At 46.8% G+C, this 15040-nt stretch carries 15 protein-coding genes; 6 read left to right on the forward strand and 9 right to left on the reverse strand.

Going from position 1 to position 15040, the window contains the following annotated elements; genetic code table 11:
- Positions 1-274 precede the first annotated feature (274 nt).
- Both A3KS_RS0102100 and A3KS_RS0102105 read right to left on the reverse strand, forming a co-directional pair.
- Complete coding sequence (locus tag A3KS_RS0102100) at positions 275-1402, reverse strand: anti-sigma-I factor RsgI family protein (RefSeq protein ID WP_026393491.1); 1128 nt, start codon at positions 1400-1402, stop codon at positions 275-277.
- Positions 1399-1995: an RNA polymerase sigma factor gene (locus tag A3KS_RS0102105; protein WP_026393492.1), complete on the reverse strand. Its 597-nt coding sequence runs from the start codon at positions 1993-1995 to the stop codon at positions 1399-1401. The genes A3KS_RS0102100 and A3KS_RS0102105 overlap by 4 nt, the downstream gene beginning before the upstream one ends.
- A gap of 740 nt (positions 1996-2735) precedes the next feature.
- Between A3KS_RS0102105 and A3KS_RS0102110 the strand changes: the two genes are divergently transcribed.
- The 6 genes from A3KS_RS0102110 to A3KS_RS0102135 all read left to right on the forward strand — a co-directional run bounded on the left by A3KS_RS0102110 (position 2736) and on the right by A3KS_RS0102135 (position 6237).
- Positions 2736-3791, forward strand: a complete 1056-nt coding sequence (locus A3KS_RS0102110) for a PocR ligand-binding domain-containing protein (protein WP_035354985.1) — start codon at positions 2736-2738, stop codon at positions 3789-3791.
- Positions 3792-3920: 129 nt separating this feature from the next.
- On the forward strand, positions 3921-4319 hold the full coding sequence (locus A3KS_RS0102115) for a phage holin family protein (RefSeq protein WP_026393494.1): 399 nt from the start codon (positions 3921-3923) through the stop codon (positions 4317-4319).
- Between the two features lie 15 nt (positions 4320-4334).
- Positions 4335-4688 carry a YcbK family protein gene (locus A3KS_RS19765; protein WP_051355599.1) on the forward strand — a complete coding sequence of 118 codons (354 nt, stop codon included), beginning with the start codon at positions 4335-4337 and terminating at the stop codon, positions 4686-4688.
- Positions 4689-5002: 314 nt separating this feature from the next.
- On the forward strand, positions 5003-5227 hold the full coding sequence (locus A3KS_RS0102125; RefSeq protein ID WP_026393495.1) for a DUF1659 domain-containing protein: 225 nt from the start codon (positions 5003-5005) through the stop codon (positions 5225-5227).
- Positions 5228-5264: 37 nt separating this feature from the next.
- The gene (locus A3KS_RS0102130) at positions 5265-5489 is read left to right on the forward strand and encodes a DUF2922 domain-containing protein (RefSeq protein WP_026393496.1); all 225 of its coding nucleotides are present in this window, start codon (positions 5265-5267) and stop codon (positions 5487-5489) included.
- A gap of 169 nt (positions 5490-5658) precedes the next feature.
- Positions 5659-6237 carry a sigma-70 family RNA polymerase sigma factor gene (locus A3KS_RS0102135; RefSeq protein WP_026393497.1) on the forward strand — a complete coding sequence of 193 codons (579 nt, stop codon included), beginning with the start codon at positions 5659-5661 and terminating at the stop codon, positions 6235-6237.
- A gap of 46 nt (positions 6238-6283) precedes the next feature.
- Here the strand turns inward: A3KS_RS0102135 and whiA are convergent, their stop codons facing one another.
- The 7 genes from whiA to recD2 all read right to left on the reverse strand — a co-directional run bounded on the left by whiA (position 6284) and on the right by recD2 (position 14924).
- Positions 6284-7300 (reverse strand): DNA-binding protein WhiA, encoded by a 1017-nt coding sequence (whiA, locus tag A3KS_RS0102140; protein ID WP_026393498.1) that lies wholly within the window; start codon positions 7298-7300, stop codon positions 6284-6286.
- 183 nt (positions 7301-7483) lie between these two features.
- Positions 7484-8494 carry a gluconeogenesis factor YvcK family protein gene (locus tag A3KS_RS19770; protein ID WP_035354987.1) on the reverse strand — a complete coding sequence of 337 codons (1011 nt, stop codon included), beginning with the start codon at positions 8492-8494 and terminating at the stop codon, positions 7484-7486.
- A 129-nt stretch (positions 8495-8623) separates the two neighbouring features.
- Complete coding sequence (rapZ, locus tag A3KS_RS0102150; RefSeq protein ID WP_026393499.1) at positions 8624-9496, reverse strand: RNase adapter RapZ; 873 nt, start codon at positions 9494-9496, stop codon at positions 8624-8626.
- Positions 9497-9716: 220 nt separating this feature from the next.
- On the reverse strand, positions 9717-10448 hold the full coding sequence (locus tag A3KS_RS0102155; RefSeq protein ID WP_026393500.1) for a PHP domain-containing protein: 732 nt from the start codon (positions 10446-10448) through the stop codon (positions 9717-9719).
- 132 nt (positions 10449-10580) lie between these two features.
- Entirely contained in the window at positions 10581-11486 is a 906-nt protein-coding gene (gene murB / locus A3KS_RS0102160; protein WP_026393501.1) for a UDP-N-acetylmuramate dehydrogenase, read from the reverse strand.
- 273 nt (positions 11487-11759) lie between these two features.
- The gene (locus tag A3KS_RS0102165; RefSeq protein WP_026393502.1) at positions 11760-12509 is read right to left on the reverse strand and encodes a ComFC family protein; all 750 of its coding nucleotides are present in this window, start codon (positions 12507-12509) and stop codon (positions 11760-11762) included.
- A gap of 201 nt (positions 12510-12710) precedes the next feature.
- Complete coding sequence (gene recD2, locus A3KS_RS0102170; protein WP_026393503.1) at positions 12711-14924, reverse strand: SF1B family DNA helicase RecD2; 2214 nt, start codon at positions 14922-14924, stop codon at positions 12711-12713.
- Positions 14925-15040: the final 116 nt, after the last annotated feature.

Consider the following 15040-nt stretch of genomic DNA (forward strand, 5'->3'; position numbering starts at 1 on the left):
TTTTAATAAAATATCAGAATTGTTCTGATTTTCATTCTACAATTCGCGCTTTTAAATCAAATCCTGGCAATAATAACGCATTTCATCTTGACAATAGTACAATCAGCTTCTTAAAAGTTTATTGAAAAGTTTTTTCTATTCTTTACAACCTTTCACTCTCAGATCCAATCTTTTATCCTGTAAAACCCGCTCTTCACATGTATAACGTAGTAGCTGCCAGATTTATTGCACGCTTTTTTGTTTTTTTTTATTTTTTATACATTTTTCTGTATTTTTAATTGATTTGCTCGTTTGCTTCTGGTGTATCCACTGAATTCAGATCTTTATCAACATTCAGTGGCGGTCGTATCTCCGTGTCACCCGGGTCGGTAACCGGTTGATCTCCTGTATTTGATTCGGGAACCTTATCGTCCATATTTTCGGTCGTTTCTGGTTCCGGTAAGGTACCATCATTAACGACCTTATCTTCGTTTTCCGGCAATGGGATTGTAACAGGTTCGGTCGTCATTGTTTCCGTCTGTTGGAGATCATCTTTTTTTGTGTTTTTAATTTCGGTACTATCAGTTGCTGTCTGGAGATCATCTTCAACTATTTCTTCAGCTACTTTTTCGGCTAAATAATCGTCATCTGACTGAATTATTTTGTTTAAATCGACGGCATTCTCTTTGGATACCTTGATCAGATCAGTGACCGACATCGGCGCTAGTTGTTCGATCGACAGGGCTTCCGATGAGGACGCTATTTCCTGAATCATTTTCAGTTTACCAGTCGATACACTATACTCTTCTGCCAGTGCTGTTGCTTCTTTGTCTTCTGTCAAGGTCTGTCTTAACACCGTTGTGGCGATATCCTGAGTCGATGCGGTATCTTTAACAACCTGATCCACACTGACCGCTAGATTATTCGCTTGTTCGGCACTCTTGTTTTCAACAGAAATCAGGATAACATTTTTATCCTCAGCGATATATCCCTGGCTGATCATGGATGTCACAATCAGATTGACTGATTCATCCAGATTAGCCTGTTCAAAATTCTGTCCTGCGATGATCATTTTGGCATCTTCGTTTAACGCTTTGACTGACAATACCTGATTATGCTTATTGGTTACGATTTGAATACTGGGATTTACATCTAGATCAATGATGCTGTCTGGTGTTTTGAATTCAACAAACCAGGCTGAAAAACAAACCAGAACAATCACACAACTTGCAAATGTAAGTGACAATTGCCTGATGTATCTGGGAGAATGCTTCTGTTTTGGGGAATTCTCACGTTGTTGTCTAGTTATGTAATCATGTTCGGTCATTTTTACAACCGGAATTTTCGCAAGTTCTTCAAAATCCAAACCGGGAGCGCAATTGATCGTTTTCCGCAGCGACTTTTCCAAGTCTATTTCCTTCATAATTTTATCACCTCCTGTTCTATAAGGTATTTTTTTAGTTTTTTTAAACCGCGATGGTATTTTGATAGTACGGTAGAAAGGTTCAGCTCTAAATTTTTGGCAATTTCCCGATGGGTAAATCCAGAAATTGCGTGTAGAAGGATAATTTCAATTTCTTGCCCATTTAGTACATTTAAAGCTGCCTGAAGCACCAGTCTGTCCTCGTTGTCATTAACATATGAAAAGTTCATGTCATTTTCAATATCTGCCATCTCAATGCTGTCATTCTTCTTTTTAAAGCGAAGCTTACTGATTGAGAGATTTCGGGCAATTGTAAAGACCCAAGCCATGGGTTTTCCCATTGGTTGATACAAATGAGCGGCGGCCCGAATCTTTAAATAAGTGTCCTGAACCACGTCTAAGGCATCGTCATGATTTTTCAGGGTAGACAAAACAAAAGCGTAGACTGTTCGCTCTGTTAGACGGTAAAACTCTTCAAAAGCTACCATGTCATTCTCAGCAATTCGTTGAAATATGGCTTCATCGATTATTAATTTCTGTTGTTGCTCGCAGTCTGTGTTTTCTGGTACCACCATACTTAAAAATAGTATCATTAGGTATCTCCCCCAACATTGTATTAACGTTTTTAGATCACGTTTTATTGCATTGTATTTCTTTTTTTTATATTTTATTTTTGCTTCTATATTTTTGCAGTCTTCAGACTGATCACCTGGCGCAATTTCACCAATCTGTTTAGTTCCAGGATTATACAACACTATGGTAATATCGCCAATACTTTCTATTATCGTTTATAACGTCACTATTGGCAATATGTGGCATTCTGTGTGCCACTTTTTTTTTGATTTTTTACTTTTTTTCAACCCCAGACGTGATAATGGGACGTTTTATCTGTCTTTTTATATGGAATCATATTGAAAAAAGACTGACGAAAACGCCCCGTTATTTTACTTATCGCTTGTCTATAAAATTTGATTACTGCAATGGCTTTTGGTTATGATATTATAGCATAAATCATTATGATTTAAACAATTTATTTTTTATGACACGTTTTTTTTATTTTACTTAAGATTCATACCATTCTTAATTTCCTTCCTTATATAAGAGTCCGCATATAAGAGCCCGCGGAGTCAACTGCTACAACTCATCCATTATGAAAGAAAGTGGTGGGTGAATTTTTATCCCAGGGCCGCCAAGGTTTATAGGTGACTTTTTTCATTTGACGTGATAGAATGTATCTATTATGGGAATATAAAGAGTATCGCATTTTCTTATGTACACGATATCAATCATCATGATGTCTTAGGGATAATTTTTTTTATGGAGGAGTATTATAATGGAGAAGAAATTAAGCTACACCGTCGATGAGCTCATTGATCTACATGTCTTGCAACAGTTTCAGGATAGTTTTGCTAAAGCTTTGGGGATGGCCAGTGTTTCGGTTGACAATGTCAAAGGAACCATCACGGAGCCCAGTAATTTCACCGATTTTTGTATGAAATACACCCGCGGTTCCACCGAGGGTAACAAACGCTGTATCGCCTGTGATATCGACGGCGGCAAGAAATCCGGAAATACCGGTAAGCCGGCGGTTTATTCCTGTCATGCCGGGCTGGTCGACTTTGCCGCACCGATCGTCGTGGATGGGGTCCAAATCGGCGCGATCCTTGGTGGCCAGGTTCTTGATGCTCCGCCTGATGAGGATAAGTTCCGCCGCATTGCCCGGGAAATCGGCGTTGATGAAGATGAATATATTGCGGCGCTGCGTAAAATAACCGTTGTGCCCCGGGAAAAGATTAATGCCGCGGCCGATATGCTCTATGTTTTCGCCAACTCGATTTCTAAGATGGGACATCACAACCGCTTACTGGTTCATGAAACGGAAAACTTCCAGGTCATTTCTGAAAATATGTTTGACAATATCCGTTCCGTTACCGATGTGGTCAATAATTTCTCAGTCCAGATTGAAGCGTTGATTAAAGCATCGGATGAATTGTTGGAGTCTTCAACGATTTCCAAGAACAAGGTTAAAGAAACCGATTCGATTCTTAAATTTATCCGCGACGTCGCCACCCAGACCAATCTGCTGGGGCTGAATGCCGCAATCGAAGCCACCCGGGCCGGCGAATTTGGCCGCGGCTTTAACGTCGTTGCCGACGAGGTCCGCAAGCTGGCGGTCATGAGTGTTGATTCGGCCAAAAAGATTGAAAGCATTCTGGACAGCATTGTCGTCAGCATGAACTCAGTCGAATCTCAGGCGGCCAAATCTTACAAGATCATCGGCGAGCATCAGGCCGCGATGGGTGAGATTAATGAAAAACTGAGCTTACTCAACGACATATCGGATAAACTAAAAGTCGAGATTAATAATCTTAAGGCTAATCTTTACTAGGATTTGTAAGGCGGGGAAACCCGCCTTTTTTTTATGCCCGAAATTCAGGAGTTTTTTGCGGCATCTTTTTGGGTTTCTTTCTATTTAAATGGTGTGACACCATTTTGAGAAAGGAGGTTGAGCGATGAAATGAAGATGATTTTGGAAGTACTGCCCGGGGTTTTTGCAGTGCTGGGGTCGGTGCTGGGTTTTCTGTTAGGTGGTTTTGACGGGTATTTGGTTACCCTGATTGGCTTTGTCCTGATTGATTATCTCACCGGTCTGGCCCTGGCGGTGACCCGACGGCAGCTGTCCAGTGAAATTGGCTTTGTGGGGATTCTCAAGAAAATGCTGATTCTGGTGATGGTGGCCATGGGTCACCTGCTGGATGTTAACCTGCTGGGGGGTGGTGCCACCATGCGCACCGCCGTAATTTTCTTTTATGCGGCCAATGAAGGGATCAGCATTACGGAAAATTTAGCTAAACTTAATTTTCCCATTCCAACAAAACTGAAGCAGGTGTTGGCACAGTTAAGAGAAGAAGAATAATGAGGAGGAAATTAGATGAGTAGAAATGATGAACAGATTACGGCGCATTTTAACCGGCAGGAGTTTATCTGCTGTTGTGAGGGGCGTTACTGCGATGGCTTTCCAGCTGAGATGAGCCGGGAACTGGTGGGTCGAATGGAAGCGGTCCGGATGGTGCTGGGAACAGCGATTATTGTGACTTCCGGGGTCCGCTGTCCGACCCGGAATGAGGAGGTCGGCGGTATCCCCTACTCCCGGCACCTGGTTGGCGCAGCCGCCGATTGTTATGCCCCGGGGATCTCGGTTTATGACCTGGCCGATGCCGCCATCGCGGCGGGGTTAGGCGTGATTGTTTATGCGGATGAGGGGTTTTGTCATGTGGAGATTTAAGATGTGGTGAGATGGCCGGGCGCGACATGGGGACATTTCGCCTTTCATCCCGTTTCATGTTTTACTGATCGGCTCGGCCATGACACGGGGACGCGACGTCAAAAGATAACGTAGTACCGACAATTGTTACATCATGTTGTACGCATCGGGGCGAACAGGTTGATAAACCTGTCCGATCCCGCGGCGAACAACAGATTAGCAATTGGTCGGTACGGCAGTATATTGCTAACCTTGATAAATTATTTAAATTTATGTGGCACCTTTTTCCTGATTGTTCCATTTATTAGTATAACCGATGAAAGGAGGTACACACAATGCCAGTAACAACAGATTTTATCAGCAATAAGCTGCAGGTTCGTTCGAACTATGGGATGGTTGAAGGTAAAGAAGTGATTAAGTCTAAGACTTATTCAAATCTCAAAGAAACCGCCGTTGATGATGATATTTACGCTGTGGCTGAGGCGCTTGCCGGTTTGCAGGCACCCACCATGGAAGAAGTATTCAAAATTGAAACCACCCTATTGATTCCCGGTGTCTAACGCACCGCTAAACGACTACGAAAGGAGGTAAAAAAATATGGCAGAAATTAAAGCAGCCATGGTCTTTCAACGGACCGATGGTAAAAACGCAACGATTTCCGTGTCGGATGCTGATCCGGCCGTGACCGCGGCTGAACTGAATACGGCGATGGATACGATCCTGGCCCGGAATGTGTTTGCTCCGGACAATATGGGACTGGTGAAAAAGGTCAGCGGAAAGCTGATCAGCACCACAACTCAGGATTTTGAAATGACGGTGTAAATGGTCAAGCGGGGGGTGACCCCCGCTTTTTTAATGACTGAGGTACCCGGGCATCTCTTTTTTCCAACCATTTTGAACGTTTGTTCGCAAAATGGTTGAAAATTGAGTGGGATTGGTATATAATAGTTCAAAAGAACTTATGTTCTAAATGATTGAAAGAGGTGACAATATGGAAAATAATGAAATGATTCTTTTGGTTCGGGGTGCCCGGCAACGGGATACCCGGTGTCAATTGGCTTTGATTGAGGGCTTCAAGCCGTTGATGCTTTCGATGATTCGTCGTTATATTTATGAAATGGATGCCGTCGATGACTACCTGAGTGAGGCGGCCATTGTTCTGCTTAACGCTGTGGAAACCTTTAATGAAGACCTCGGGGTGCCCTTTTCCGGCTATTTGAAAAAAGAACTATTTTATTATTTTGTCAATGTGGCCAAGGTTCACCAGAATTTCTACTCACTGGATTCATCCGCCAGAGATGAGGATTCTTTTTCGTTGCTGAACAGCCTGGCGGATGCTACTGATATTGAGGGGGATTATCTCCGGGCCGCCGATTTATCGGCCTTACAGCAGTATCTGCCACGGCTCCGGGAACGACAGCGCTGGATTATTGAGGAACATTACGGCAAGAATCGCAGTTTCCGGGAGATTGCCGGCAGTATTGGGGTCAGTGCCAACAGCCTGGTCAAATTGCACCGCCGGGCGATTGCCGATTTACGCACGTATTTTGGATTGGAACTGGTGAATTAAAAAAAAGGCCAGACAGACGAATTGACATTCGGCTGTCTGGCCCTTTTTATTTTCGTTTGAGATCGGCGGCGATCTGGTTGAGTTTCTTCAGGCGGTGATAGACGCCGGACTTTCCGACCGGGGGGTCCAGGCGTTCGCCCAGCTCTTTGATACTGGCATCGGGGTAGTTCAGTCGCAGTTCGGCAATCTCATAAAGATTCCGGGGCAGATTCTTTAAGCCAAACTGTTCTTTAATCAGCATGATATCCGCCACCTGATCGTAGGAGGCCGCAATGGTCTTATTGAGGTTGGCGGTTTCGCAGTTCACCTGGCGGTTGACGTCATTACGCACTTCTTTGACAATCCGGATGTTTTCCATTTCCAGCAGTCCCCGATGCGCGCCGATGACACTGAGAAAATCTACCACACTGGCCCCTTCTTTGAGGTAAAGGACCCAATGGGCTTTTCGGTGGATCAGGTTTGACTTGATCTCATAACTGTCAAGAATCGTTTTGATGCTTTGCAGATAGGCGCATTGTTCCGTACCTGTTGCCGAGCTGCGCTCGATTTTCTTTTCGATCTTTTTATTTGCTAAGGGTGTCTTCTTGCCGACCAGTTCTAAATGATAGGTTTTTTCAGGATTAGATACCGAGCCGCTGCCTAAAAAGGCACCACGGATATAAGCTTTTGTCTGATTTTGCTGCTTTTTGAATTTTTCCGGTACCTGATTGGCAAAAAACGCCTGGCCATTGGCATTGTAACTTAAAATCTGACAGTCTTCCAGGATTATCTTGGCCGTCCACGGTTCTTCAACCACCACCCGGTAGGCCCGGTGTTCTTTAAATTTCCGGGTTTTTTCTATTTTTATTTTTGGTTTAATCTGATACAGCGTTTTCATGAGCTGATAGCATCGGGCCGCCACCGCGGGGTTTTCGGTTTTGATACTAATCGCCATGGCTCCGTTTTCACTGACCGAGATGGTCGCCACGGATCCGATCATCCCGGACAGTTCGGCCCGCTGACAGGCTTTGGAGCCAAAGGGAAGCTTGGAAAGATCTTTTTTTAGAATGGCTGAAAATGTCATGGCGGCTCCTTTCTTTCGGTGCGAGTTGCGAACGCACAGGGGGACGGTTCTTTTGTGTCCTTCGGCTGTGGTGTTTTCATTATATACCACGATGCCCGGGCATGACATAGGGACGCGACATCTTTCATCCCGATGGGATGACATTCGTAACGTCCCCAAGTCATGCCCTATCATCGCCTTTTTCTACTTGACATAGGTTTCGAAGATGCGGCGGGCCAGGAGGTCGGCGTCGTGGCGAACAAAACCGTTTTCCATGACAACATAGTCATCGAGAATATATTCGTATTGTTCGATTGGATTCTTAATCCCTACTACGGTCGCAGCGCATTTTTTATATTTTTCTTCAATACTTCGGGGCAGATTGCCGGTGTTGGCCACCACATAATCGAAAATTCGGCCTTCAGCCTGATCCAGGTGATCTTCAATCGCCCGGATATGGTCTTCCTGGGTATAGCCATCGGTTTCTCCCGGTTGGGTCATGATGTTGCAGATGTAAAAACGGCGGGCCCGACTGTCAAAAATAGCTCTGGCCACATCCTTCACCAGCAGATTGGGGATCACACTGGTGTAGAGGCTGCCGGGACCAAGCACAATCATATCGGCATTTTTGATCGCTTCGATGGTTTCGGGCAGCGGTTTGGTATCATCCTGTTTTAAAAATATCTGGGTGATCGGACTCTGCTGTTCCAGAGCCGCCAGTGGAATGGCTGTTTCACCCTCAATAATTTCGCCGTTTTTCAGGGTTGCCATCAGTACCATCGGAGACAGGGTCACGGGCAGCACTTCCCCTTTGATCTGCAACACGTCCGAAGTGCGCCGGACGGCATCGTAAAAATCATGGCTGATGCCATTCATAGCGGCCAGAAACAAATTGCCGAAGCTCTGCCCGGCCATCGGGCCACCAGGAAAACGATAGTTAAAGAGCTCCTGCATGACGTTTTCGTCGTCAGCCAGGGCCAGTATGCAGCTTCTGATATCGCCGGGGGGAAGAATACCCAGTTCTTCTCGCAGTTTTCCCGAGCCGCCACCGTCATCTCCGACGGTAACGACGGCGGTGAGATTATCGGTGTATTTTTTTAAGCCCCGGAGGATCACCGATAAACCGGTGCCGCCGCCGATGGCAACGACTTTGGGGTTTCTCACTTTTACGATATCTTTCAAGGTAAACTCCCTTATATATTCTTTCATATCCATGGAATCACATCCTTTATTATTGTTCTCGCGCACAGGGGGACGGTTCTTTTGTGCACTTTCTAGTGAAATTTTAAGGAAAGCACAAGAAAAACCGTCCCCCGGTGCGCCACGTTATCCTTGTGCTATGTCTTAGTGGTCAAGCCGGTTTCTTTTGATGTCCCGGTGTTTGAGGGTGGTTTCGTAGCCTTTTTCTTTGAGGGCTTTGTTTAACAGCCAGGCAAAGGTGACCGAGCGATGCTGGCCGCCGGTGCAGCCGATGGCAATTTCGACGGTATTTTTGGAAACCTTGGCAAATTGGGGAATGACAAATTCCATCAGATCCAGCAGTTTGTCATAGAAGACCGCCGCTTCCTGAAAGGACATCACGTAGTCTCTTACTGGCTGATCTTCGCCGGTTAAACTTCGCAGTTCCTGTTTATAGAAGGGATTAGGGAGAAAGCGGACATCAAAGACAAAATCGGCGCCCATCGGGCTGGCATATTTAAAACCGAAGGAATAAATTTTTACTTTTGGCCGGGAATGATCCCGGTCGACTGATAGTATTTTTTCCAGTTGTTCTTTGAGTTCTCTGACCTTAATGTCTGAAGTATCGATCACTTCATCGGCTATTTCTCTAAAATGCTCCAGGCATTTTCGTTCCTGGTGGATGGCTTCAATCAAATTACTGGCCGTAGCAGTCAACGGATGATTGCGCCGGGTTTCCTGATAGCGGGATACCAGGACCTCGTCTCTGGCATCTAAAAAAATGAGTTTGATATCATCTTTGGCGGACTTGTATTCAGCCAGGGGTGTATCTTTGCCATCCAGAAATACATCGCCCCGGACATCGGTTACGAGGGCTATTTTTTCGATTTCGGTGGCGGATTGCTGACAGAGATTGATGAAAGTCACAATCAGTTGCGGGGGAATGTTATCGACGCAGAAATAACCCAGATCTTCGAGGATTTGAATGGCCTGGGATTTTCCGGCTCCGGACATGCCGGTGATGATAATGATTTTCATGGGGTCTCCTTTGCTTCTATGTTATATGGCCCGGGTGTGATATGGGGACGCGACGGGATGTCATCTCTCATAATACACTGCGATACCCGGGTATGACAGGGGGACATTTCGCCTTTCATCGCGATTATGCCCTACTGCTCGGCTCGGGCATGACATGGGGACGCGACGTCTTTCATCCCTATCGGGCTGACAGCCGTATCGTCCCCAAGTCATACCCTACCTATTCTGCGATGTTGATGATGCGGGTGATGGGGATGCCGGCAGCTTTGATGGTTTCCAGGGCATTGCCCATATGGCCGAGGGCGGCAATGCTATGGGCGTCGCTATTGATGGCGAAGCTGACCGGGTATTTCATGGCGATTTTTATTTCTTCAGCGTTCAAATGATTATGTCTGGGGTTGATTTCCAGAATCACGCCGTGTTCAGCAGCGGCTTTGGCCACCGCTTCGATATTGATGGGCATTTTATCGTTGGGATGAGTAATCAGCTTGATGGTATTGCGTTCCATCATTTTGATATAGGTCCGGGTGTTCATCGCGACTACTGCTTTTCTTAAAAAAGGCAGTACCCGGGCGGCATAATTGGGGATCGCAAAAACAAAGATATCTTTGAAACTGGCGGGGATATAACCGTAGTGGTATCCGGCTGAAATCCAGTCACAATATTTTTTTTCTTCGTCACCGATATCGATGTTTCCCTCAGCTCCGGTGATGTTGGATTCGACTGAGAGATAGATCTCGATATCGTCGTATTTTTGATTAAGGGCATCAATTTCAGCCCGCATTTTGGCAAAATTCTTTTTTCGTACCCCAAACATCGGATGGCTGCGGCCGTGATCAGAAATGGTGATCGCTGTCAGGCCAATTTCACGGGCCTGGGCCACCATTTCGGCAATGGTATTTTTGCCGTGGCTATAGGTTGTATGGGTGTGCATATCATGTGTTATTTTCATGCTGTTCCTTATATCGTCTTGAGACATGGGATATTTCTTTAATTATACAACGGTACCCGGGCATGACATGGGGACATTTCGCCTTTCATCCCGACGGGCTGACAGGCGTAACGTCCCCAAGTCACACTCGACTTAGTCGTTTCCGATGACGATGACTTCGGTTTTCAGGTCGACGTCAAATTTTTCTTTAACCGCTGCCTGGATCGCACCGATGAGGTTTAAGATATCGGCAGCGGTGGCACCGCCTTTATTGATAACAAAGCCGCTGTGTTTTTCGGACACCTGGGCTCCGCCGATGGCATAACCTTGAAAACCGGCATCCTGAACCAGTTTGCCGGCATAGTAACCGACTGGTCGGCGGAAGGTGCTGCCGGCACTGGGGTATTCCAGCGGTTGCTTGCTTTGTCGTTGGTTATTTAAATCGAGCATTTTTGCTTCGATTTGTTGGTAGTCGCCACTTTTCAAACCCAGTTCGACACTGACCAGAACCCAATGGTGCTGTTGCAGGATGCTGGACCGGTAGCCAAAATGGCACTGATCGGCAGGAATTGTTTTCAGGCTGCCATCTTCTAAGATCACGGTGATGCTCGTGATGACCCCCTTCATTTCACCGTCGTAGGCACCGGCATTCATGGTAACGGCACCACCCAGACTACCGGGAATGCCCGAGGCAAATTCCAGACCGGTGAGTTTTTCTTTCAGGGCCACGTTGGCCAGATCTTTCAGACTGATTCCCGGCTCGGCAATCAGGGTTTCCCCCACTGTTTCAACCTGATTAAGGGCTTTGGTATTGATGATGATGCCACTGTAACCTTTATCCCGGACGATCAGGTTGCTGCCGTTACCCATAATATAGAGGGGTTTTTGGGATTCTTTGCAGATTTCCAGTACAGCTTGCAATTCTGCCCGGGACTGGGGCATTAAAAAAAGGTCTGCCGGCCCCCCAACCTTAAAGGATGTATGGTTTTTCATGGGTTCATTTTCTTTTATATTTTCGACCGCCATAATGGCCTGCAGTTTTTTAATGAGATTATTCATATGATTACTTCCTAACTTTTTACAACGATGCTCGGGTATGACATGGGGACATTTCGTCTTTCAGAACGACGGCGCTGCTCGGATGAGACAATGGGACATTTCGCCTGTCATCCCGATGGGCTGACAGGTGTAACGTCCCCTTTTCTCATCCTTCCGGTCCCCATGTCATACCCTACTGCCAGTGCTTTTTTGTAATAAATTCATCATACCATTATTTTTTGAGATTCGCCACAAAAAAAGGCCCGGGGCGGGTCTTTTTAAGAATCTTTAATGCTATTCGGTGACGGCGCAGAGGGTAGCGATACAGACCTGGGCGGCGCCGGCTTCCAGTAGGGTGGCGCTGGTTTCTGCCAGAGTGGCGCCGGTGGTGAGGACATCATCGACCAGCAGGATGGTTTTATTTTGAATGGCTGCGGCGGTTTCTACATTAAAAGCACCGGTGAGGTTGCGAAGTCGTTCTTCCCGGCCCTGGCCGATCTGATGGGGTGTATCCCGGCTGCGAAGAAGGATTTTGGTGGTCAATTCCGGGGCTGGGGAAATTTTCTGAGCTAAACCTTCATGAATACCCTGAGCGATCTTTTCACTCTGGTTGTAGCCCCGTTCTGATTGGCGGTTGGGGTGTAGCGGAACCGGAATGATCAGATCCACTTCATCGATCCACTGACATTGGGCGATGGCCGCTCCCATTTGGGTACCAACCCAGATCCCCAGGTAGGGACGGTCTTTGAATTTGATGGCATGGACGATTTTTTTACCGGCGTCTTCATAGTTCAGATGGGCATAACCAGCGGCAAAGGGCAGGTTGAGTTTAGCACAGGGGTTACACACATCACGATGATCACGAAAAATCGGTCGTCCACACCGGACACAGGTGGGGTTGTTGATGATCGGCAGATCATCTTCGCATTGATGGCATAAAAACCGGTCGGTCACAAAAAGCACCTTGCCACAGATGGGGCAGGTGCCGTTTTTGAGAAAAAGGTTGTTTTCGAGGAAGGTCAGGAGGGTTTGTCTCAGGTTCATGGTTACCTCTTTTCGGGCGAAGACGGTTCGCCGCTGGGAAATAATACAAAGTTGTCCGGATGTGACAAGGGGACATTTCGCCTTTCATCCCTTACTGTTCGGCCCGGGCATGACATGGGGACGCGACGTCTTTCATCCCGATCGGGCTGACATCCGTAACGTCCCCAAGTCATGCCCTATCTGCCCCTAAGTCACGTCCTCTTACACCATCGGGTTTTTGATGTAGGCGATAATACGGTCGCGGAGAGCGGTCTGGCGGTTTTGGGATTCGCTGGATTTGATCATTTGCCGAAAGACGTACTGATTGCCCATCAGGATCAGCAATTTCTTGGCCCGGGTGACGGCGGTGTAGAGGAGCTTCCGATTGAGAAAGAGGGGTGGTCCGCCAACGATGGGCATGACGACCACCGGGAACTCGCTGCCCTGGCTTTTGTGCACGGTCATGGCGTAGGCGTGAGTGATTTCATCCATCTGGTCAAAGTCATAGGTCACCCGCTTGCCGTCGTTGAAAAGAATGGCAAAGGATTTTTCGCGGCTGCTGATATTTTCCAGAATACCGATATCACCGTTGTAGATTCCTTCGCCTTGTTCCAGCGATAAGGTGTCTTCCCACTTGATCCGGTAATTGTTTTTAATCTGCATGACCTTATCGCCCTCCCTGTAAATAACCATTCCAAATTCCCGTTGGGCCCGATTATCCCGGGGCGGATTGAGGACCGCTTGGAGTTCCCGGTTCAGGTTGATGACCCCGACCTTGCCATTTTTCATCGGGGAGATCACCTGGATGTCACTGATACTGTCAAACCCTTTGGCGATGGGCAGCCGGTTGGTAACCAGCTCCAGGATATCCCGCAGCAGTTTATCACCGTCGTTTTTATTGAGAAATAAAAAATCCGAATCGTTGTTGATGTCCGGGATCTGGCCGTGGTTGATTTCATAGGCGTTAACGGAAATCATACTTTCATCCGACTGGCGATAGATCCGGTCAAGACTGAGTACCTTGATGGCACCACTTTCGATGATGTCTTTTAAAACATTGCCCGGTCCCACCGATGGCAGTTGGTCGGCATCGCCCACCATAATCAATCGGGTGCCGGGCTGGACGGCCATCAACAGACTGTCCATCAACAGAATATCAATCATCGAGGATTCATCGACGATGATGGCATCGACATCGAGGGGATTGGTTTCATCCTTGCTGAAGCTGGGAAAGTCATCGTCCTGGCTGTATTCATATTCCAACAGGCGATGGATGGTTTTGGCCTCGTTGCCGGTGGTTTCGGCGATCCGCTTGGCGGCCCGACCAGTGGGTGCCGCCAGCACGGTTTTCAGACCCAGATCTTTAAAAATCCGGACGATCCCGTTGATGATGGTGGTTTTACCAGTGCCTGGACCGCCGGTGATGATAATCACGCCGTTGTCCATCGCCGCGGCAATGGCTTCCCGCTGTTTATTATCCAGGGTAATTGACATATCGCGTTCATAGTCTTTTATCTTGGCATCGATGTTAACATTAGCGATTTTATAGGTCATCTGACTGATTCTGGCCATCGAAAGGGCGGCGTTGTCCTCGGCTTCGTAAAGATTACGGGGATAATAAACGCGCTGGTCGGCCACTTCCTCCTGGATGATCCGTCCCATTAACACCAGTTCCCCCAATTGGGCGTTAATCTCGTCTTCATCCACCCCCAGGATCCGGGAGCTGGTCTGAATCAGCTCGGTTTCGGTCATATAGGTATTGCCACGATTATAACATTCGCCCAGTGAATAGTTAATCCCGGCCAGGATCCGGCCGGGGCTATTCTCTTCAAAGCCCAGATGGTTGGCAATCTGATCAGCGATTTTAAAGCCGATACCGCGGATATCGTCGATCATCTGATAAGGGTTATTCAGCAGCACCGAAATGGTATCAAATTTGTAGGTCTTGTAGAGCTTCATGGCCCAGTTGGCAGAAATGCCATAGTCCTGGATCTGGATCATGATCTGTCTTACTTCCCGCTGTTCATGATAGACTTCTTTGATGGCCGCCAGGGTTTTCTTGCCGATGCCTTTAATTTCCGACAACCGCTCGGGATTATTATCCAGGATATTCAGGGTTTCTTCACCAAACCGGGCGACGATTGCTTTCGCAGTTTTTTCGCCGATACCGGGCAGGATACCAGACGACAGATAGCGGGTGATACCTTCGGTGGAAGTGGGGATTTCCATCGCATATGTTTCCATGGTGAACTGATCGCCGTAGTTTTTATGCTCGGTCCAGTAACCGGTGAGTTTGAGGTATTCCCCATGATTCAGTTCGTCGAAATTACCGACCACGGTGACCAGATCGCCGTCGATATCAAAATGAGCGACGGTGTAGCCGTTGCTTGTGTTTCTAAAGACGATGTGCTCCACCGTTCCCTTAATGGTTTCCATGATTTGCTCCTGTAAGTGTAGATTATTGCCTTAATTATAACACAAAAAAAGACCCATTATTGGGCCTTTTTTTTGTTTATCTGTTTCTATTTAAAGCTTAATCGCTTATTTAATCT

Origin of the sequence: Acetobacterium malicum subsp. dehalogenans DSM 11527 (genome assembly GCF_000472665.1) — a bacterium.
In the GTDB taxonomy this organism is placed as follows: Bacteria; Bacillota; Clostridia; order Eubacteriales; family Eubacteriaceae; genus Acetobacterium; species Acetobacterium malicum.